We start from the raw sequence: 21,791 nt of genomic DNA, 5'->3' as shown, positions 1-21,791 counted from the left end.
AAAAGGGGCCGTCCCCTCGGGAACAGCATGAAGCCGCCGCGCGGAATCAAGACCGATCACTACACCACCGCGGGGTTTCCGGCCGCAGATCGGCATGATCTGTGGTCCGCCCGGGGCTGGCCGAGCATTGCCTCGGTATTCGACTCGACGCCGATCGGCCCGTTCCACACCACTGCCGAGAATGTGCTGCTCGACGGTGTGCCTGTTTCCTATTCACACGGGACTGCCCGCCGGTTCGAGCGCACGCCGGAGCGCATCGCGGCGGACGGGATCGACGCGCTGGGGATCAGCGTGTTGCTCGAAGGCCGCACGCATGGCAGCGCGGCCGGCCTGCCGTTCGTCGCCGAGGCGGGGGAGGTGGTGCTGCTCGACCTTACCCAGGTCTCGTCGGTGGTGATCTCCGAGAACCGCTCGATCCAGTTCGCGGTGCCGCGCGATCGCGCCGAACTGGAGATCGGCCCGGTCGAGCCCTTGCACGGCCGGGTGATCGGCCGTGCGGCGGCGGCGCTGCTGCACGGCCATCTCGTCCAGCTGGCCGAGGGGATGAAATATATCCCCGAGACCGATGCTGCCCGGGTCGCCCGGACGCTGATCGACATGCTCGCCCTGGCGATCCGTGCGGAGGGGGAAGCGGCGCTGGGCGAAAGCGCGGTGCAGTCGCTGGCGCTGCGGGTGCGTGGCGAGATCCACCGCAATCTCGGCTCGCCGGGGCTGAACGCGGCGAGCCTGTGCCGCCGCTTCGCCATCTCGCGCTCGACGCTGCACCGGCTGTTCGAGGAGGAGGGCGGGATCCAGTCCTATATCCGCGCCACCCGGCTCGATGCAGCGCGTACGGCGCTGCTGACGCCGCCGCGGGCCGACCGGATCGGCGACATCGCCGAGCGGCTGGGGTTCAGCGATGCGGCGCATCTCAGCCGGCTGTTCCGCCAGCGCTTCGGCGAAAGCCCCAGCGACTGCCGGAAGCGGGCGCGGGATCGCGGCGAGGGGCAATGAAAAGGGCCGGGAGTTTGCTCCCGGCCCTTTCGATTACGAGGGTGGCGCGGATCAATTGCCGGCCAGTTCCTCCTCCAGGTCGAGATTGGTCTCGTCGAGCTGGATGATGATCGCGGTGTAGCCGATGCGCAGCAGCTCGCCGAGGCGGCTGACATTGTTGACCACCACCGCCGGGCGCTGGCTGTCCTGGCCGTTGCCGGCCGGGGCGATCAGGCCGAGCGCCAGGCCGACGGGCAGCTGGATCTCGCCATTCGCCGAGACGCTGCCGCCGGCCGGGCGGACGAAGGTGTCGATGAGGATCTGGCGCGCGTCGGCGGTGCCGCTGCCGATCACCGGCTGGTCGTTGACGATCAGCGTGCCGGTGTTGTTGGTGCGGATCTCGCCGAACACGCCGGTGACCGTGCCGCTCGGCGCCGTCACCGTGACAAGGCTTCCGTTGACCACCACGCTGATCGGGCGGGCCGAGGTGAGCGTGATCGTGGTCGGGCTGGTATAGCTGCCGGTGAGGGTGCCGTTGGTCTGGGCGGTGATGGCGCCGCCGGCGGTGACCGTCGCGCCGATCGCGCCGAGCTGCGACAGGATCGAGACGGCGCCGCCGCTGGTCACGGCCGAGGTGACTGCGCCGCTGGTGGTGGTCAGGCTGACCGCGCCGGCCGCGACGATCGGGCCGGTGATCGCGCCGCCGCTGGTCACCGCGACGCTGCCCTGCGACGTGATCGCGCGGCTGACGCTGCCGCCATAGCCGAGATTGACCGGGCCGCCGGCGATGAGCGAGCCGCTGCCCGAGCCGCCCGCGGTGATCGTCACCGAGCCGCCGGCGCGGATCGGGCCGCTCTCGTTGCCGGCCACCTGGGCGTTGACGTTGCCCAGCGTGTCGAGCGTGTTGGCGCTGAACTGCTGCGAGCCGCTGAGCACCGAGGTGAAGGTGCCGGCCAGCTTGACGGTCGCGGCGGTGAAGTCGTGGCCGGTCACGGTCATCGCGCCGAGGCGGATGGCGTCGGTACCTGCGTTGCCCAGGGTCACGTCGCCGCTGTTCGCGGTGAGGCCATTGCCGGCGGTGAAGGTGACGTTCTGCTGGGCGTTGGTGGTGCCGACCAGGGCTGGGGCGATCGAGATCGCACCGCCCGCGCCGCCGGGCAGGCTGGTGTTGAAGGTCGTCGCGGCCTGGGTCAGGCGCACCGCGGCGTTGGCACCACCGGTGAAGCCCAGGCTGTTGGCGGCATAGGTGGTGCCGTTGAGGACGGTGGTGCCCGCGTTGATCGCGGTGGCGCCGAGGCGGCGGAGCGCGCCGGCATTGCCGAGCGCCACCGTGCCGGTGCCGGCATCGAGCGTCAGGCCTGCGCCGCCTGCGACCGCTGCGTCGACCGCGCCGAGCGCGATCGCGCCGTTGCCGGTGGTCACGCTGCTGGTGCCGGCCAGGCTGGTCGCCCCGGTGACGGTGAAGGCGCCGCCATTGGTGGTATAGGCGCCGCCCAGGCTGGTCGCGCCGGTGTAGCGTTGCTCCCCATTGGTGGAGACGCCAAGGGTTGCGATGTTTGCGCCGGTGACGGAAAGGCTCGCGACCGACACGGTGCCGAGCGAGGTATTCCCCGTACCGCTGTTGACGCTGAAGCTTGCACTGCCGGTCACCGCGCCGAGGGCGACGTTGCCGCCGGTGGTCGCCACCGAGGTCGCGCCGGCCAGCGTGGTGCTGCCGGTCACCGAGAAGCTGGCGGCGCCATAGCTGCCGTTCAGCACGGTCACGCCGGTATAGCTCTGCGCGCCGCTGGTCGAGGCGCCGGCGGTGGTGATCGACGCGCCGGTGGCGGAGAGCGCGGTGAGGCCGGTCACGGCGCCGAGGGTGACGTTGCCGCCCGCCTCGATCGCCAGCGCCTGGGCGCCGGTTACCGTGCCGAAGCCGACATTGCCTCCGGCCACGACGCTGGTGTCCTCGGCCAGGTCGGTCGTGCCGTTGACGGTGGCGTCGCCGCCTGCGCTGTGCAGGCCGGCCAGGCTGGTCGCGCCGGTATAGGTCTGCGAGCCGCTGGTCACCGCGCCATAGTTGTTCACCGCCCGGCCGGTGAGCGACAGATCGGTCACGCCGGTCACCGAGCGGACCAGGACGGTGCCGTCGCTGCCGGCGTTGACGGTGAAGCTGCTGTTGCCGTCGCCGACGACCGAGCCCAGCCCGACGGCGAGGGTGCTGGCAGTGGTCAGGGTCGTCGATCCGGTGAGGATCGTGTCGCCGAACACGCCGAAGCTGGTGGCGCTGTAGGTGCCGCGCAGCAGCGTCTGGCCGAAATAATATTGGGCGCCGGCCGTGGTGGCGCCGGCGGTGGTGATGGTCGAGCCGGTGACGGTGAGCCCGGCGATCCCGTTGACGAAGCCCAGCGTCACATTGCCGCTGCCGGAATCGACGTTCAGCCCGGCATTCGGGCCGTTGATACTGCGGAAGCTCGCGTCGCCGCCCTGGGTCGCCACGTTGACGATGCCGCCGGCGCCGAGGGTGGTGGCGCCGGTGACGGTGAAGGCGCCGCCATTGGTGTTGTAGCTGCCGCGCAGCAGCGTCGCACCCGTATAGCTCTGCGCACCCGCGGTGGTCGCGCCGTTGGTAAGGATGCCGCGGCCGGTCACCGAGAGCGCGGCGAGGCCGTTGACCGCGCCCAGCGTGACCGTGCCGGTGCCGGCATCGACGGTGAGCGCACGGGTGCCGCCGACCACGCCGAAGGTCGCATTGGCGTTCGCGGTGGTGACGCTGCTGTCGCCGGCGAGCGTGGTCGTGCCGTTGACGGTGAAGGTGCCGCCGGCAGCATAGGCGCCGTTGAGCAGCAGCGTGCCACCATAGGTCTGCGCGCCGCTGGTGGTGACGCCCGCGGTGGTGAGGAGGGCGCCGCTGGCGGTCAGCGAACCGAGATTGGTTGCCGCGCCCAGCGTCACGCTGCCCGGGCCGGCGACAATCGCCAGCGCGTTGCCTGCGCCGGCGATCGTGCCGAGGCCGATAGTGCCGCCGGTGGTGGCGACCGAGGTCGCACCGGCCAGCGTCGCCGTGCCGGTGACGGTGAAGCCCGCGCCACTGGTCGCATAGCTGCCAGCGAGCGTCGTCGCGCCAGTGTAGCTCTGGGCGCCACTGGTCGAGGCGCCCGAGGTGGCGATCGTCGCGCCGGTCGCGGAGAGCGAGGCGATGCCGCTGACCGCGCCGAGGGTGACGTTGCCGGTGCCGGCATTGACGGTGAGGGCGCCCGCACCGCCGACGGTGCCGAGGCTCGCATTGCCGCCCGCGGTGGCGATGCTCACCGCGTTGACCGTGGTCGAGGCGCCGTTGACGGTGAAGGCGCCGCCATTGGTGCTGTACGCGCCGTCGAGGCTGGTCGCGCCGGTGTAGCTCTGCGCGCCATTGGTCGCGGCGCCGCCCGTCGCGATCGTTCCGCCGGTGACCGCAAGCGCGGCGAGGCCGTTGACTGCGCCCAGCGTGACGGCGTTCCCGCCTGCGTCGATCGCCAGCGCGCCTGTGCCGCCGATGCTGCCGAAGCTGGCATTGCCGCCCGTGGTCACGCCGGTGTTGCCGGCGACGATGGTGCCGTCGGCCACGGCGAAGCTGCCGCCCGAGACGTAGATGCCGTCCAGCGTCGTCGCGCCGGTGTAGCTCTGGCTACCCGTGCTGGTGACGCCGTGGGTGCGGATCGTGTCGCCGATGATGGTGAGAGAGCCGAGGTTCGACGTGCCGAGCGTCACATTGCCCGTGCCGGCATCGATGCCGAGATCGCTGGTGCCCGAGGCGCCGCCAAACAGGCTGACCGCACCGCCCGCCGTGGCGATGTCGGTAAGGGCGGCCAGCTGGGCCGCGCCGTTGACCGTGAAGGCGCCACCGCTGGTGCTGTAGCTGCCGGCCAGCAGGACCGTGCCGGTGTAGTTCTGCGTGCCGTCGGTGGAAACGCCCGCGGTGGCGATGGTCGCGCCGGTCGCGTCGAGCGAGGCGAGGCCCGAGGCCGCGCCCAGCGTCACCGCGCCGCTGCCCGCATCGAGGCTCAGGCCATTGCCGCCGCCGGCGACGGTGCCCAGCGTCGCGCTGCCGCCGTCGGTGACGATGCCGGTCGTGCCGGTCAGGGCCGAGGCACCCTGGACGGTGAAGCTGCCGCCATCCGTGACGTAGCTGCCGCCGAGCGAGATGGCGCCGACATAGCTCTGGTTGCCGCTGGTCGAGACGCCCGCGGTCGAGATGGTCGCGCCGGTCACCGAGAGGCCGGTGAGGCCGTTCACTGCGCCGAACGCGATCGCGCCGGTGCCAACATCCGCCGCCAGACCATATGCGCCGCCCAGCGTGCCGAAGCTGGCATTGCCGCCACTCGTGATCACGCTGCTGTCGCCGGCGAGCGTCGTCGCCCCGGTGACGCCGAACGCCGCACCGTTGGTGCTGTAGGCGCCGTTCAGCACGGTGTTGCCGGTGTAGTTCTGCGCGCCGCTGGTCGAGGCGCCCGCCGTGACGATCTCGTCCGCGCTGATCGTGATCGAGGCGAGGCCCGTCGCCTGGCCGAGGCTGACGTCGCGGTTGCCGGCCGAGGCGCTGAACGCATGGGCGCCGGTGAGGCTCGCGATGCCGATATCGCCGTCGGTCATGGTGATCGAGGTGTCGCCGGCCAGCGTCGCCTGGCCCGAGACGGTGAACCAGTCGCCGGCGTAATAGGCGCCGTTCAGCGTCGTCGCGCCGTCATATTGCTGCGACCCGACCGTGTAGACCTGTGCGGCGACGATGCTCGTCCCGGTCACGGACAGGCTGTTCAGCACCGACTGGCCGAGCGAGACGGTGGTGCCGGTCAGCGTCAGATTATAGGGCGAGAGGACCGAGCCGAGGTTCAGCGCGCCGCCGGCGAGGAGCGTCGTGTCGCCGGTCAGCACCATGCCGCCGGCGATGTTCATGTCGCCGCTGGCGATGATGCTGGTGCCGAGGTTCGTGCCCGCCGCGCCTGCACCGAAGGTCAGGTCGTTGAGCCGGAGCGTGCCGGAGATGTCGAGGATGCGCAGCGCGTCGAGCGTGACGCTCTCGTTATAGGTGCCGCCGGCGATATGGACGGTGCCGCCCGAGACGACCGCGTTCAGGCCGCCCTGGAGGTCGAGCAGGGTGCGCTGGCTGCCCTGCGCGCCCGCCACGCCGCTGGTGGCGACATAGGCGCGGGTGCGGTTCGCGGCGCTATAGCCCTGGTTGTAGACGGCCATGCCGCCATTCGCCGCGGACAGCGCCAGCAGGCGGGCCTGCTCGCTGAGCGGCGTGTTCGCGCCGAGCGACCCGGCCGAGGCAGTGATCGTCGTGCCGTTCCAGATGCCGTTCAGCCAGGTGATGATGCCCCATTCATTGCCGAAGCTGCCTTCGCTGTTGCCGGCGATGGTGAGGTTCGAGCCGTCGGTATACTGGACCGAGATCGCGCTCTTGGTGTTGTCGATCAGGTTGTTGGTCAGCGACGCGTTGACGTTGCGGCCGTCGATCAGGATGCCGTTGCGCACGCCGGTGATGGTGTTGCCGGTGACGGTGACGTTGTCGGCGCCGTTGGCGACGACCACGCCGCGGGTGATCGTCGGCCAGGCATAGGTGACATAGCTCTGGTCGGCCGGGCCGAAGATCTCGAAGCCCGAGACGGTGACGCCGTCGCCGGTGATCGTGATGCCGTTGTCGCCGTCATGGCTGGCGTCGATCTTCGCGCCGGCGCTGCCGAGCAGCGAGACGCCGTTGGTGCCGATCACGGTGCCCGAGGCATAGGTGCCGGCGGCGACGTTGATCGTGCCGTTCGCCCGCACGTCACGCGCGGCGGCGGCGATGCTCAGGCCGTCGACCACGGTGAACTGGTTGGTGCCGGCGCTGACCGCCCAGCCTTCGATCGAGCTGCTCGCCGGGGTGGCGAGCGACAGCGCATAGCCGGTCGCGTCGCTCAGGCTGGTGCGGAAGAAGGTGAACTGGTTGCCGTCCGCGCGGAAGGCGGTGTTGCGGACGATATGGTCGAAGCCCGTGATGCTCAGCGTGCCGACATCGTTGATGGCCGAGCTGTCCTGCAGATACAGGCCATTGGCCTCGCCGAAGAGGTTGTTGCCCTCGATCGTGATGCCGGTGAGCTGCTGGTTGCTGCCGGTCGGGCCATTGGCCTGATAGAGCGCCAGGCCGCCCCAGGCATTGCCCGAAGTGGTGGTGTTGCGGACCAGCACATTGGCGCTGTCGGTGATCGAGATGCCGTTGCCGGCGAGCGCGCCGGTGACGTTGACGTTGTCGATCGTCGCGCCGATCACCGAATTCAGGTCGAGCCCGGTCTTGCGCGAGCCGCTGATCGAGACGTCGCGGATCGCGAAATCGTCGATCCGGGCGTTGCCATTGGTATCGCCCGCGCCGACCTCGACCTTGATGCCATAGGTCGAGCTGCTGACTGCGTTCGGGGCGAGCAGCGAGAAGCCGCTCAGCGAGACATTGTCGGCATGGACGCGCATGCCATAGACGCTCAAGCCCGAGGCATCGAGGATCGTGCCGCTCTCGCTGGCGCCGACCAGCGACAGGCTCTTGTCGATCATCAGCGTGCCGGCGAGCATGTAGGTGCCGTTGGCGATGTTGATCGTGCCGCCGCTGCGCGCGTCGCGCACCGCGGAGTCGATACCCAGGCCCTGGACCACGGTGAAGACGTTGCTGTAGCCGGTGCCGGTATAGCCCTCGATCGAGCCGGTGCTCGCCGCGCCCAGGCCCAGCGCCCAGCCGGTGGCGTCGGCCAGGTCGGTGCGGAAATAGGTGAACTGGCCGCCATTGCTGCGATGGCCGGTGTTGCGGACGGCGTAGTTGTAGCCGGTCAGGTTGAGCTGGCCGAAGCCCTGTATCGTCGATTCCAGCTGGGCGAACAGGCCGTTCGCTTCCTCGAAATCATTCTGCGCGGCGTCGATGTTGATGTTCGTCGTCTGGCCGTCATAGCCGCCAGCGCGGTTGGTCTGGTAGAGCGCGACGCCGCCCCAGTTGTTGTTCAGCGTATGCACGCCGTTCAGCGTCACGTTCGCGCTGTCGGTGATCTGGACGCCGGCGCCTTCGGTGCCCTGGCCGTCTGCGGTGAAGTTGGTGAGGGTGACGCCCACGGCGCCGTTGATGTCGAGCTCGGCGCGGCGCGAGCCCTTCACCGTCACCTCGCTGATCGTGACGTTGCTGATCCGCTGCGAGGGCGCATAGGTGAGCGGGTCCGGCTGGACCTTGATGCCGTAATTGCCGCCCGAGAGCTGGCTGCCGAGCAGGGTGAAGTTGCTGAGCGTCGTGTTGTCGGCCGCGACCAGGATCGTGCCGAGTCCGCCGCCATTGTTGACCGTGCGGCCGTCGAGGATCGTGCCGGCCTGCGACTGGCCGACCAGCGCGATGCCGCGGTCGATCTTGAGCTGCGAGCCGAGCACATAGGTGCCGTCGAGGATGCGCACCGTGTCGCCATTCTGGGCGCGCGCGACCGAGGCGTCGATCGTGCTGGTGATGCGGATGTCGGGATCGCCGCCCGCCGTGATGGTGGCGCGGGCATTGGTCGAGCTGCCTTCATAGGCGAGCACGCCGCCGCGCAGGAAGCTGTTGCCGTTGTTACGGAACACATCGTCCCAGGCGAAGACGCTGCTGAGCAGGCCGACGGTGCGCACCGGGATGTCGACGTCGAAGCTGTTGCCGGTCACCGTCACTGCGCCGGCATAGAGCTGCTGCCACGGCGTGTTGGGCATGTAACCCTGGATCTGGAAGCCGCGCATGCCGGTGAGGCTGCTGCTCAGATAGTTGTTCGCGAAGATCCGGTTCGAGGCGTCGGTGGTGCGGCCGGCGCCGCCCGCGACGACCACCATGGCGCTGGCATAGGTGCCACCCAGGAACTTGTTGCCGGTGATCGTGAAGCTCTCGAGCCGGGTGCGCGCCGGATCGTTGAAGTCGTCGATATAGAGGTTGGCGGCGGTCTCGTTGCCGCTGTTGTCGATCACCGAGTTGCGCAGGGTGAAGGCGTTGCCGATCACCTCGACGGTCTTGTTGTCGCCGGCGGCTGCGGGCTTGAAGCCCAGGCCCTCGATGGTGACGCCGTTGCCCGAGACGAAGTGCTGCGCGCCGAAGCCGGCCTGGTAGCGCGACGTGATGAACGCCGCGACGTCGTCGGCATCGGTGATCGCGTTGCCGGCGGCATCGACGCCGCGCAGGGTGATGTTGTCCTTGTAGAGGTACAGGCCGAAGCTCTGCGCGCCGGCATCGCCATAATAGCCGACGCCGGTGACGCCCTCGAGATAGTCGCCCGGACGGACGGTGACGACCGCGCCCGACGCGGCCTCGTTGACCGCACCCTGGATGTTGCGGCTGAGGCTGTGATAGCCGGTCGCCGAAGTGTTGGCCCAGGCGCCGGCGCCGGCCAGCGTGTTGGCGGCGAGCAGGTCGGAGAAGCTGGCGGCGGTCATCGCCGCGTCGCGGATGTAGAGGCCGCCGGCGGTATAGTCGACGCCGGCCATGTCGATCACGTTGCCGGTGACGCTGGTATTGGTGCCGCGGGCGCGCAGCATGTTGCCGAAGCCGCCGGTGGTGCTGGCGAAGCGGTTGCCGGCGATCGTCGCGCCGACCGCGTCGATCGTCACGCCGCTGTTGAGGCCGCTGTTTCCGGTCACCTGGTTGTTGGTGAACACCACGTTCGAGGTGTTGCCGCCGCCCGCGCCGCCGCCGATCGCGACCAGCTGGCGCGAGACGTTGGGCGTGGTGAACTGCTGGCTCGACGGGGCAGAGGAGGGCGCCGCGCCGACAAAGGTCTGGCCGTTGAAGATGTTGCCGTCGATCGTCAGGTTGCTGACGGTCGCGCTGTACTCGGAGACCAGGCCGAGATCGCCGTTCGCGGTGATCGTGTTGCCGCGGATCGTGGTGCCGCTGTTGTTGCCCTGCAGGTAGAGCGCGGCATTCTCGATGCCCGGATTGCCATTGTCGATGCCGAGGATGGTGAAGCCGTCGATGGTGACATTGTTGGCGTTCGAGACGGTTGCCGCGCCCAGCGCGCCGAGGCCGGCCACACCCTGGATCGTGGTCAGGTCGCGGCCATTGGTCCCGGTGAGGGTGATGCCCGACTTGTTGATCAGGACATTCTCGACATAGGTGCCGGCGCCGACGCTGATGGTCGCGCCCGCCCGGGCATCGCGCAGCGCGGCGCCGATGGTTAGGCCGGCGACCACGGTGAAGTCGTTGCTGAAGGTGGTGCCGGTATAGCCTTCGATCGAGCTTGTCGTCGGTGCGCCCAGCGCCAGCGCGAAGCCGGTCGCCTTGGTCAGGTCGGTCTGGAACCAGGTGAACTGGCTGGCATCGGGGCGCGAGCCGGTGTTGCGGATCGCATAGTTGAACCCGGTGAGGTTCAGCTGGCCGAAGCCCTGGGTGGTCGAGGTCAGCTGGGTGAACAGCCCGTTCGCTTCGTCGAACTGGTTCTGGCCGGCGTCGATGTTGATGTTGGTGGTCTGGGCGTTGTAGCCGCTCGCGCTGTTGTTCTGGTAGAGCGCGACGCCGCCCCAATTGTTGTTCAGCGTGTGGACGCCGCTGAGCGTCACGTTCGAACTGTCGGTGATCTGGATGCCGGCACCGTCGGTGCCCTGGCCATCGGCGGTGAAGTTGGTGATGGTCGCGCCCACCACGCCGTTCAGGTCGAGCTCGGCGCGGCGCGAGCCGCTGACCGTGACGTTGCTCACCGCGAAGTTGTTGAGCCGCTCGCCGGTGCCGCCCGCGGTGTTGACGTGGCCGTTCGGGTTCGGGGCGACCTTGATGCCGTAATTGCCGCCGGCGAGCTGGCTGCCGAGCAGCGTGAAGTTACTGAGCGAGACATTGTCGGCGATCACCGAGATGGTGCCGAGGCCGTTGGCCGAGACCGCGCGGCCGTCGATCACCACGCCCGCCTGCGACTGGCCGATGATGCTCAGGCCATGGTTTATGACGAGCTGGGCCGAGCCGAGGCTGTAGTTGCCGTCGGCGACATAGACGGTGCCGCCGGTGACGACGGCGTTGACGCCCGCCTGGAGCGTCGCGAGCTTGCCGAGCGGGCTGCCCTGGTTGGAGTTGCTGCCGGCGGGACCGACATAGACGGCGGTGCGGTTGAGCGCCGACCAGCCTTGGTTCTGGACTTCCATCCCGCCATTGGCGGCACGCAGCGCGAGCAGGCGCTGCTGCTCGGCAAGCGGGGTGTTGGCGCCCAGCGATCCGGCCGCGGGCAGGATGGTGACGCCGTCCGCCTGCAGGATGCCGTTCAGGTAGAGGTTGATGCCCCATTCATTGCCATAGGTGCCGCCGTGATTACCCGTCATCACGACGTTCGATCCGTCGGTATACTGGACCGAGATCGCCGACTTGGTGTTGTCGATCCTGTTGTTCAGCAAATAGACGTTCGCGTTCCGCCCATCGACGATGATGCCGGTGCGGATGTCGTGGATGTTGTTGTTCAGCAGCTGGACGGTGTCGGCATAGCGATTGACGAAGATGCCGCGCGAATTGGTGCTGCCCCAGGCGAAGCTGGTATAGCCGCTGGTCGCCGGGCCCGCGATCTCCAGGTTCTGGACGGTGACGTAGTCGCCCCAGATGTCGATCGCGTTCTCGATGCCCGGCGTCCAGCCGATCCTGGCGACGCCCTGGCCGTCGATCCGCACGTCGCTCGCATCGACGCGCACGCCCGACCGGTAGGTGCCGGCGCCGAGCCGCAGCGTGGTGCCGAAGCCGGTGGTGCCGATCACGCCCAGCGCGTCGTTGATGTAGTTGCCGAGGCCGCTGGTGTCGGTGCCGTTGTTGCTCAGGTTGAGGTTCAGCGCAGTGGCCGTGCTGACCTTGCCGGCGCCGTAGATGTGCGGGGCGGTGATGTTGACCGTGCCCGAGGCGGCGCTGAGATTGCCCGAGATGTTCACGCCCTGATCGGAACTGATCAGGATGTTGCGGCTGATGCTGTTGCGGTCGTTGGCCGCGATCGTGCCGCGCAGATTGGCGCTGCCGCCCACCGCCTCGAGCACGACCACGCCATTGTCGAGCGTGGCGGAATCCACGCTGAGCGTGCCGGTGTTGACCAGATTGTCGATCAGCCCGCCTGCCGTCCTGGCGGACATCTGGATGCGGCCGCCCTCGGCGAAGACCTGGCCGTTGTTCTGGACGAGCGCGCTGCTGGCGGGCACGCCGATCTGGAGCAGGCCGTCGCCGGCAAGGTCGAGCGTGAAGGCGTTGCCGGCGCCCAGCTGCACCCGGCCCGCGGTGGCGGTGATCACGCCGCTGTTGCGCACCGTCGGCGCGACGAAGGCGGCGAGGCCGAGATTGCCGGCCGAGATGTTGATGTTGCCGTTGACGACGATCTCGCCGCCGGTGTTCGCCCCGGTGATCTCCAGCGTGCCGGCGCCCGACATGAAGGCGGCCTGGTCGATGTCGCCGGTCGAGGCGATCAGGCCGCCCACGTCGACATTGGCGGTGCCCGAGAACAGCACGCCATTGGGGTTGAGGATCGCGATCCGGCCATTGGCGTTGAGCTGGCCGGCGATCTCCGACGGCGCGGCGCCGCTGATCACGCGGTTGACGGTGATCGAGGTCACCGAGGGCTGGACGAAGGTGACGCTCGCGCCCGATCCGATGTCGAACGTGTTCCAGTTGATCACCGCGCGATCGCTGCTCTGGTTGACCGTCATGCTCGACGGGGTGGGCGTGCCGATCGTCGCCGTGCCGTGCACCACGTCGCCGCCGGTCGGCAGCGCATTCGGGGCAAGCTGGGCGCGGGCGGGATTGGCGAGCATGATCGCGGCGAGGCCCGCCGACAGCAGCAGCGCCGAGCGTTTCAGACGGCGGCGGGTGCCCTTGCTCGAGGCGATGGCGGCCTTGGCACTGTGCAGCTTGCTCATATCCCTGATCCCCATTTGGCCGTTAGGGGTGGCCAGCCCGCATTTCTCACGAACGAACGCGATCGACCGGATCGATCAGAACGACATGCCCACCGAGAAGAAGACCCGGCCGTCCTTGTCGCCGCGCGAGGCGACCGGCCGGTTGATCGGCTTGGCGAATTCCACCGAGCCGTTGATGCCCGCGCGCAGCCCCAGGCGGAGGCCGAGGCCGGCGGATTCGAGCGAGGTGTGGAGCGGCTCGCCCGGCAGCGGATCGTTCTGGGCGACCCGGCCGGCCTCGTAGAAGCCATAGGGCTGGATCGAGCCACTCTTGAAGCGTCCCGCGTAGAAGAGCTCGATCCGGCCAGCGGCGCCCTTGTCGCCGGTGATCTCGGACGGGTCATAGGCATGGGCGAACTGCTCGCCGCCCAGCCCGAACTCCTCGCTCGCGAGCAGGCTCTGCCCGCTATACTGCATCGCGCCGCTGGCCTGGACATAGAGGCCGCCGGCGATGCCATAGGCGAAGGAGACTTCGGCGTTCACCCGGGTGAACACGCCGGAACCGGTGGCGCGCGACTTGTTGGCGTCGCTGCGCACGGTCGCGCCGAGAAAGTCGAGACCCTGGGTGACCGAGGCGCGGACGTTCAGGATCCCGCCCCAGGGCGCGGCGTAGTTGCCGAAGATCTCGCCCTGCACGGTGCGCGTGGAATCGTCGAAGATCGGATCGATCACCACGTTGCGCGAGCTGCTGTCACGCCCGGTGAACATCAGCCGGCCGAAGAGGTTCGCCTCGCGGCTGCGCACGAACGGATAGCGCGCGGCAAAGCCATAGGTGGCGCTGCGGCCGCGCAGGTCGAGCAGGCGCAGCTCGTCGCCGGGATGCGTCGCGGCATAGCTGCCGAACGCAGTGAGGCGCAGGCCCGAATTGCCGACCGGCTGGTCCCAGGTCGCCGAGAGGAAGCCGAGTTCCCGGTGGATCGGCGCGCTGACCGCGGTGATCGAGATGCGCTCGCCGGCACCGAGCATGTCGTTGAACGACAGGCCGCCATAGACCTGGACCGGGCCGAGCCAGCGCGAGCCGCGATTGTCGACCGCGACAAAGCCTTCGATCCCCTTGCGCTCCACTGCCAGCGTCAGGTCGGCGGCACCGACTTCGCTGGGGGAGGGGGTGAGCACCGCGCGCGCATCGACGCCCTGCAGGTCGCGGGCGAGCAGCAGCGCGCGGGTCAGCGCGGCGCCGGTGGTGGGCCGCTCGGCGGCGACGCCGGCCAGATAGCCGCGCAGATAGGGTGCATAGCCGCCGGCATCGCCCTCGATCTTGGTCGCGCCGATATGGCCCTCGACCACCTGCAGCGTCAGCACGCCGCCCTCGATGCGTTGCGGGCCGACCACGGCACGCGAGAGGACGAAACCGCGACGGCGATATTCGGTGGTGATCGCCTCGGCGAGCTTGAACACCTCGGCGAGCGGCATGTCGCGATTGAGATAGGGCGCGGCGATCGCGTTCAGCGCCTCGACCGGCACTGCCGTCACGCCTTCGAAGCGGACCTCGCTCAGCCGGACCTGGATCGCGGAATCGGGCGTGCCCTGCTGGCGCGGCAGTTCGGGCACATCGACCGAGCGCGCGTCAGGCGTCTTGTCCGCCGGGCGAAGCCGCTCGTCGATCCGTCCCGGATTTACAGTCTGCTGGGCATGCGCCGCCTGCAACGGCACGATTGCCGCGGCGGCAAAAACAAACAGCCAGCAACGCTTGGATCCCATAGCCCCGGTTCCCCCTCCCAGAGACATGCAACCGAGCTGAGATGCGCCCGAATCGGTTGCAAGCGAGTCGGCTCTTACAATGGGCGGGGCGGACTCAGGAAGACGGACTCAGCGTTAACTATGTAATATTTGCAATAATAGGTTGATCCACAACGGGACTATTATATTATTTCCAGTTTGTTTCTAGGGTGACATGTTCTCGTCGATTCACTGCCCTGGCAGTTGCCGGGATAAACCCTTCGGTAACCATAAATACTAACCATATTCAGTGGCTTATACTTAGCTCCTTGTTAGCCTGGCCTTAGGGGGAGGCGGCGTATCCCGGTCCTCGGTTTCAACCGGGGGTTGGGGTTTTGCGTCGCGTATCTTCAACGCGGCTGGCGCTTGCCTGGGCGGCGCTGGCATCGGGGCAATCGCTGTCCGCCGCCGCGGCGGAGGCGCCCGAGTCGCGGGAGCGCGCAGAAGTCGCGCTGCGCCTCGCCGATGCCCCGCGCTGGACCGATGTGCTTGCGCGCGAAGCCGGCGAGACCGGCAGCCCCACACGGCTTCCCTTCTATTGCCGGATGCCCGCCGACGAGCTGCCAGCGGAATGCGGCGTCCGGGGCTGGCGCACGGCCTTTGCCGGGCTGCGCGGCCTGCCCGCGGACGAGCAGGTCTCCGGGGTCCAGGCGGTGGTCAACCGGCTCCCCTATGTCTCCGATCTCGCCAACTGGGGCATGGCCGATCGCTGGGAGACTCCGGCCGAGATGTTCGCGCGCGGAGGCGATTGCGAGGACTTCGCGCTCACCAAATATTTCGCGCTGCGTGACCTGGGCCTGCCCGAGGCGGCGATGCGGATCGCGGTGGTGTGGGACAGCCGGGATGCCGAGCAGCATGCCGTGCTGTTCGTCGAGGCCGGCGGGCAGCGCTGGGTGCTCGACAACAAGTTCGCGGCGCCGGTGCCCGCGGCCGATGTCGCCACCCGCTACCGGGTGATCTGGTCGGTCAACCGAGACGGCGCGCGGCTCACCACTTCCGATGCGGGGCAAGGGGAGGGGCCGCGCCTGCGCATCGCGCGCGGGGGCAGGATGCTGGTGCTCCGCACCCGGCCGGTTCGCCGCGAGGTGGTCGCGCCTGCGGGTGGTCCGAGCATCGCACGCTTTGCTGTGCCGGCGGGAATCGGGCGGCTGGGCGCTGCCCTGTCACGTGCGGAAATCGTGCTTCCGCCGGTTGGGACCGCTTCCAAAAATCGCGAAAATTCCGCGCAAAATGCGCTGTCACGGGCCGGCGAAATCGCGGTCGGCTACGCCGCAGACACATAATTTATCGCGTTATCGCAGATAGATAATCGCTAGCCCCATTCCGAATGTAACAAAATTGAGAACGTTCTTGAGAACGCTCTCAATTTATGCTCTAAGGCTCGCATCGGAGCGTAAGACTCCACGGACATGAGGGGTGTTGGAACAGGCTGCCGCGCGCGCCACGAGGCGTCGTCGGCTTGATCTGTCGCTGAATCCGACAGCGTTGTCGGATAAAAGCTCCCCCTGGTTGGATCGGATAAACAGGCACGCCTCCGGGCGTGTGCGGCGCCGTCCTGCGCGCCGAAGGGGAGAAGTGAATGCTGGTCAGCCTGCGGCACGTGGCGCGCTCGATGGCGCTACTCGCCACTACCGCGCTTGCCGGGACGATGGGCGCGCATGCGCAGGACCTCGTCGCGCCCGCCGCGTCTTCGAGTGAATCCAGCAAGCCCGCAGACCCTGCCGCGCGCCCCTGGGCCGACGCGAAGCTGCCCGCCGCCGCTCGCGCGGAGATGCTGCTCTCGGCGATGACGCTCGAGGAGAAGCTGGCGCTCGTCTACACGTGGTTCCCGCCGCTGGCGAAGGATCCGGCGGCGCCCACCGACATGATCCCCTCGGCCGGCCAGCAGCCGGCGATCCCGCGCCTGGGCATCCCGGCGCTGCGCGAGACCGATGCCAGCCTCGGCGTCGCCAACCAGGTCGAGCAGCGCAAGGGGGACACCGCCACCGCGCTCCCCTCGGGCCTGGCGCTCGCCGCCAGCTTCGATCCCAGGCTCGCCTATGAAAGCGGCGCGATGATCGGCGGCGAGGCGCGCGCCAAGCGCTTCAACGTGATGCTCGCCGGCGGGATCAACCTGACGCGCGATCCCTGGGGCGGGCGCAACTTCGAATATCTGGGCGAGGACCCGCTGCTTGCCGGCGTGATGGCGGGGGAGTCGATCAAGGGCATCCAGTCGAACCGCATCATCTCGACGATCAAGCATTTCGCGCTGAACGCGCAGGAGACCGGCCGCTTCGTCAGCGATGCGAAGATCGGGGAGGCGGCGTTCCGGGAAAGCGACCTGCTCGCCTTCGAGCTGGCAATCGAGCGCGGCAAGCCGGGCTCGGTGATGTGCGCGTACATGTCGGTCAATGGCGACTTCGCCTGTGAGAACGCGTTCCTGCTCAACACCGTGCTCAAGCAGGATTGGGCCTATCCGGGCTATGTCATGTCCGATTGGGGCGCGGTGCACTCGACCGTGAAGGCGGCGCGCAACGGGCTCGACCAGCAATCGGGCGGCGAGCTCGACACGCATATGTTCTTCCGCGGTGACCTGAAAAAGGCGGTGGAGAGCGGCGAGCTGCCCCTGCCGCGCCTCGATGACATGACCCGCCGCATCCTCAACGCGATGTTCTCCACCGGCGTGATGGACGCGCCGGTGGTCGAGGCACCGCAGCCGATCGACACCGCGAAGAACGCCGAGGTCGCCCAGCGCGCCGCCGAGGCGGGCATCGTGCTGCTCAAGAACGAGAAGAACATCCTGCCGTTGGCGAAGACCGCCAGGCGCATCGTGCTGATCGGCGGCCATGCCGATATCGGCGTGCTCTCCGGCGGCGGCTCGTCGCAGGTCCGCTCGACCGGCGGCATCCCGCTGGAGATCCCCCTCAAGAACGGCCCGGCCGCGTCCTTCGTGCGCGTGACCTGGCACGCGTCCTCGCCGCTCGCGGCGATCCGCGCGCTGGCCCCCAAGGCGCGCGTCGATTTCGTCGATGGCAGCGACCCCGAAGCTGCCGCCGCGGCGGCGAGGAACGCGGACCTGGCGATCGTCTGGGCCACGCAGTGGACCACGGAGGCCGAGGATCCCGAGACGATCGATCTCGACGGCAACCAGAATGCGGTGATCGCCGCGGTCGCCGCCGCCAATCCCAGGACGGCCGTGGTGCTGAACACCGGCGGCCCGGTGCTGATGCCCTGGCTCAAGCAGGTGCCGGCGGTGCTCGCCGCCTGGTATCCCGGCCAGCGCGGCGGCGAGGCGGTGGCGCGGGTGCTGTTCGGCGAGGTCAACCCCTCGGGCCGCCTGCCGATCACCTTCCCGGCCTCGATCGACCAGGCGCCGCGTCCGACCGTGCCGGGCTTCGAGCAGGTCAAGGCCTCGCCCGACCGCGGAACGGACGCGCGGGCGATCAAGCCGTTCGTGATCGACTACAAGGAAGGCTCGGACGTCGGCTATCGCTGGTATGCCCGTCAGGGCGCGCGGCCGGCTTTCCCGTTTGGCTACGGCCTCAGCTACACGCGCTTCGCCTATGCCAACCTCAAGGTCGAGGGCGGGGCTGCGCTGACGGTGAGCTTCGACGTCACCAATCGCGGCAAGCGCGAAGGCGCCGACGTGCCCCAGCTCTATGTGACACCGGCCACGGGCGCGCGCCCGCTGCGCCTGGCGGGCTTCGAGCGGGTGACGCTCAAGCCCGGCGAGACCCGCCGGATCACCCTCATAGCCGAGCCGCGCATCGTCGCGGACTACGACACCGCCCGGCCGGGCTGGCACGTCGCTGCGGGAACCTATCGTGTCGCGATCGCGCGGGATGCCGGCCAGCCGGTGCTCACGGGTGCGGCGGAGTTGCAGGAGCGCCGGCTGGCGCCCTGACAGAACAGCACCGGGTGAGGCGCGCGTAGATGCGCCGGGGTGCAGAACAGAGTGGGAGGACGAAGGGAATGAAGGGAATATCCAGTGTGATGGCCGGCCTGCTGGCATCGACCGCGTTGGTCGCGCCGGCATGGGCCCAGGACACGGCGACCGCCGTGCCGCAGGATGCCGGTGGCCAGGACGGCGAGATCATCGTCACCGGCATCCGCGCCTCGCAGGCCAAGTCGGTCGACATCAAGCGCACCGAGACGGCGATCGTCGACGCGATCTCGTCGGAAGACATCGGCAAGCTGCCGGACGTGACGATCGTCGATGCGCTGCAGCGCATCTCGGGCGTCCAGATCCAGCGCAGCGCCGGCGAAGGCTCGACGGTCAACATCCGCGGCCTGCCGCAGGTGATCACGCTGCTCAACGGCGAGCAGTATCTGAGCCCGGGCAATCTCGGCACCGCGCAGCCCAATCTCAACGACATCCCGGCGCAGCTGATGAATGCCGTGGTCGTCTACAAGTCGCAGGATACGCGCAACGCGCTGTCGGGCATTTCGGGCACGATCGACCTGCGCACGCGTCGCCCATTTGATATGAAGGAAGGCTTCGTATTCTCGGGGCAGGGTGAATATGCCCGGGGTTCGAACACCAAGCACAACGACTATCTGTTCAGCGGCCTGGCCAGCTGGCGCAGCGACCGCTTCGGCGCGATGGTCGGCGCGACCTATAGCCGCAACCGGCTGGGCAACAGCTATGCCGGCATCGGCGGCGGCGTGTTCGGCAACAACGACTGGGGCGGCTCCGGCGCGAACTGGATCTCGCCGCACGGCTATGAATTCTTCAACCGCGAAGTCGAGCGTACCCGCCTCGGCATCAACGGCGCGCTCCAGTTCAAGATCGACGAGGACTGGACCGTCACCGGCGAAGTCTTCCACACCGAGCTGACCGAGCACAACCGCGCCGCCGGCATCAACATCTCGAACCGCTGGAACGGCCTGGGCTGGACCACGCCGACCGACAGCACGCCCTCGGGCCAGACGGCCGGCAACGGCCAACCCTGGCTGGACGTCAACCAGTATGATCTCAATGTCTGGTGGTTCAACTCGTTCTCGGTCAACCGCACCGCGAAGGAGCACTCGACCAACTACAATTTCCAGATCGACTACGACAAGGACAACTTCAAGTTCAGCGCCCGCGCGCTGAAGTCCAACGCCAACATGCGCAGCATGAATGGCCAGGTGCAGGGCGACCTGAGCAACTGGCAATATGGCGCCAACCGCGCTTTTGGCCTGTTCCGCAACCCGGCGGACCGCACCCGCGGCCCGTTCTATCCGTCGAGCATCGCGTCGCAGTACCCGGCTTCGCAATATTCGAACGGCGTTATCGGCTCGCGCGGCGGCCGCTACATCAACCCGAACCCGCTGGGCTATGGCCAGGACCCGCAGCTCCATCTCGACCTGCGCGGCTCGAACCCCGCGATCAGCGGCTTCGACACCGCCATCTCGGGCGGCTTGGGCGCCGGCAAGACGCTCAAGGACTATATGGCCAATCTCGACAGCTATGCTGTCGCGGCCTTCTCGTCCGAGGGCAACCAGGAGAACCATGCGAGCCTGGGCGTGTTCCGCGCCGATGCGAGCTATGACTTCGACGAGGGCGGCCTGTTCGGCCTGCTCAACCGCGTCGATGTCGGTGTGCGCCGTTCGGATCGCCAGACCCAGATCCGCAACTTCCACCTCTTCTCGAACTTCTATGGCGGCAACGGCGCCGCGGTTCCGGAAGGCTGCCTCGCGCAGTGGAAGGCGATCGACGTGGTAATGGACAACGCCCAGTGCTCGGCGGGCGAGTTCGTCTCCAACCCGCAGTATAATGCGGCGAACCCGATGGCGACGGCGCCGTCGAGCTGCGGCGCGGCGACGGTGGCCAATACGCCGACCTGCTTCCAGGGCTACACCGTCAACCGGCCGACCAAGCTCGATGCCTATACCCCGGTCTATTTCCAGACCAACTGGGGCGGCGTGGTCAACGGCATGCCCGGCCTGTGGGTGGTCGATCCCAAGGCGTTCGACGATGTGAAGGCGTTCCAGGACAAGGTGTTCGGTCCGTCGACCGAAGTCACCATCCCGGGCAACACCTATGACGTCGATCTGGTCGAGGAGAGCGCGTACCTGAACACCGCGTTCGGCACCGGCGGGTTCAAGGCCAATCTGGGCCTGCGCGTGGTCAACACCAAGCTGACCGTGAAGCAGAACCTCACCGGCGACACCCGCGCCTATGGCGACACCAACCTGGATGTGGGCGACGTGGTCTCGCGCCGTTCCTATCTCGACTGGCTGCCGACGGTGACGCTGTCGTATGACTTCACCCGCCAGCTGCGTGTCCGCGCGGCCTTCGCCAAGACGATGATCCCGCTGGATCTCGGCAATTATGGCGGCGGCCTGACCATCTCGACGGCGGACTCGCAAGGGCCGACGCCGACGAACCCGGATGCCGCGCCCGTAGGCGTGCGCCAGGTGACCGGCGCCAGCTCGAGCGGCAACCCGAACCTCAACCCGTGGCGTTCGAACAACTATGACCTGAGCCTGGAATATTATCTGGGCCGGGCCTCGATGCTCAACGTCGGTGCGTTCAAGCTGGACATCAACAGCTTCGTCCAGAGCCGTACCACGCCGGGTGCGGGCCGCTTTGCGGACGGCGACGGCGTGATCCGCCGCGCGGTGCCGGTGACGCAGCCGGAACAGGGCACGGGCGGTTCGCTGCAGGGCTTTGAAGTGGGCGCCAAGCTCGCCTTCAGCGACCTGATCGGCAGCGGTTTCTTCCGCAACTTCGGTATCGACGCCAACTACACCTATTCGGACAGCAAGCAGAACGGCCGCGCGTTGAACGGCGAGCGCTTCCCGTTCCCGGATAACTCGAAGAGCCAGGTCAACCTGGTCGGCTGGTACCAGGACGATCACCTGCAGCTGCGCGTGGCGTACAACTACCGCACGCCGCGCCTGGCCTCCACCTTTGGCGGCATCGGCATCTACCAGGATACCGCGCAATATGTGGACGCCAACGTGACCTACAACATCAACGATGCCTTCGCGGTGTACGTGAACGGCTCGAACATCTTCGGTGAGCGCGAGCGCTACTACTTCCAGTTCGACGACGACTCGAAGCAGTACCATTCGCAGAACCGGTTCGAGCCGCGCTTCTCGGGCGGCGTGCGCGTCCGCTTCTAACGAGCCAACCCTCCTGGGCCGGCAGTCTCTCATGGGCTGCCGGCTCATTTTTCAGGGCAGGGCCGTATTTCAGAAGGCGAGGGGCGGTTTCGCTTGCGATACCGTTACCAAGACGATCA

At 68.2% G+C, this 21,791-nt stretch carries 6 protein-coding genes; 4 read left to right on the top strand and 2 right to left on the bottom strand.

Annotated features, from left to right (window positions below):
* Window positions 1-27 precede the first annotated feature (27 nt).
* A complete protein-coding gene (locus tag ACEN8G_RS11220; protein ID WP_413414461.1) occupies window positions 28-993 on the top strand; it encodes a helix-turn-helix domain-containing protein in 966 nt (321 codons plus the stop codon).
* Between the two features lie 51 nt (window positions 994-1,044).
* On the opposite strand, the gene ACEN8G_RS11215 is transcribed toward ACEN8G_RS11220, so the two are convergent.
* Both ACEN8G_RS11215 and ACEN8G_RS11210 read right to left on the bottom strand, forming a co-directional pair.
* Entirely contained in the window at window positions 1,045-12,822 is an 11,778-nt protein-coding gene (locus ACEN8G_RS11215; protein WP_413414460.1) for a beta strand repeat-containing protein, read from the bottom strand.
* A gap of 75 nt (window positions 12,823-12,897) precedes the next feature.
* Window positions 12,898-14,562, bottom strand: coding sequence for a ShlB/FhaC/HecB family hemolysin secretion/activation protein (locus ACEN8G_RS11210; RefSeq protein ID WP_413414459.1), 1,665 nt, complete (start codon window positions 14,560-14,562; stop codon window positions 12,898-12,900).
* Window positions 14,563-14,915: 353 nt separating this feature from the next.
* Here ACEN8G_RS11210 and ACEN8G_RS11205 point away from each other — a divergent pair, with 353 nt between their 5' ends.
* From ACEN8G_RS11205 to ACEN8G_RS11195, 3 genes are all read left to right on the top strand, one after another.
* Window positions 14,916-15,863, top strand: a complete 948-nt coding sequence (locus tag ACEN8G_RS11205) for a transglutaminase-like cysteine peptidase (RefSeq protein WP_413414458.1) — start codon at window positions 14,916-14,918, stop codon at window positions 15,861-15,863.
* Window positions 15,864-16,159: 296 nt separating this feature from the next.
* Window positions 16,160-18,463 (top strand): beta-glucosidase, encoded by a 2,304-nt coding sequence (locus ACEN8G_RS11200; protein WP_413414457.1) that lies wholly within the window; start codon window positions 16,160-16,162, stop codon window positions 18,461-18,463.
* A gap of 89 nt (window positions 18,464-18,552) precedes the next feature.
* On the top strand, window positions 18,553-21,672 hold the full coding sequence (locus ACEN8G_RS11195; RefSeq protein WP_413414456.1) for a TonB-dependent receptor: 3,120 nt from the start codon (window positions 18,553-18,555) through the stop codon (window positions 21,670-21,672).
* The last annotated feature ends 119 nt before the right edge of the window (window positions 21,673-21,791 follow it).

This window comes from Sphingomonas sp. Sphisp66, from assembly GCF_047324325.1.
Classification (GTDB): domain Bacteria; phylum Pseudomonadota; class Alphaproteobacteria; order Sphingomonadales; family Sphingomonadaceae; genus Sphingomonas.
Note: the sequence above shows the minus strand (reverse complement) of the source record. Positions and strands in the feature narration are given on the sequence as shown.

Coding starts and splice junctions, on each gene's coding strand:
- ACEN8G_RS11220 (WP_413414461.1), top strand. CDS start 28: ATGAAGCCGCCGCGCGGAATCAAGACCGATCACTACACCACCGCGGGG.
- ACEN8G_RS11210 (WP_413414459.1), bottom strand. CDS start 14,562: ATGGGATCCAAGCGTTGCTGGCTGTTTGTTTTTGCCGCCGCGGCAATC.
- ACEN8G_RS11200 (WP_413414457.1), top strand. CDS start 16,160: ATGCTGGTCAGCCTGCGGCACGTGGCGCGCTCGATGGCGCTACTCGCC.
- ACEN8G_RS11195 (WP_413414456.1), top strand. CDS start 18,553: ATGGCCGGCCTGCTGGCATCGACCGCGTTGGTCGCGCCGGCATGGGCC.
- ACEN8G_RS11215 (WP_413414460.1), bottom strand. CDS start 12,822: ATGAGCAAGCTGCACAGTGCCAAGGCCGCCATCGCCTCGAGCAAGGGC.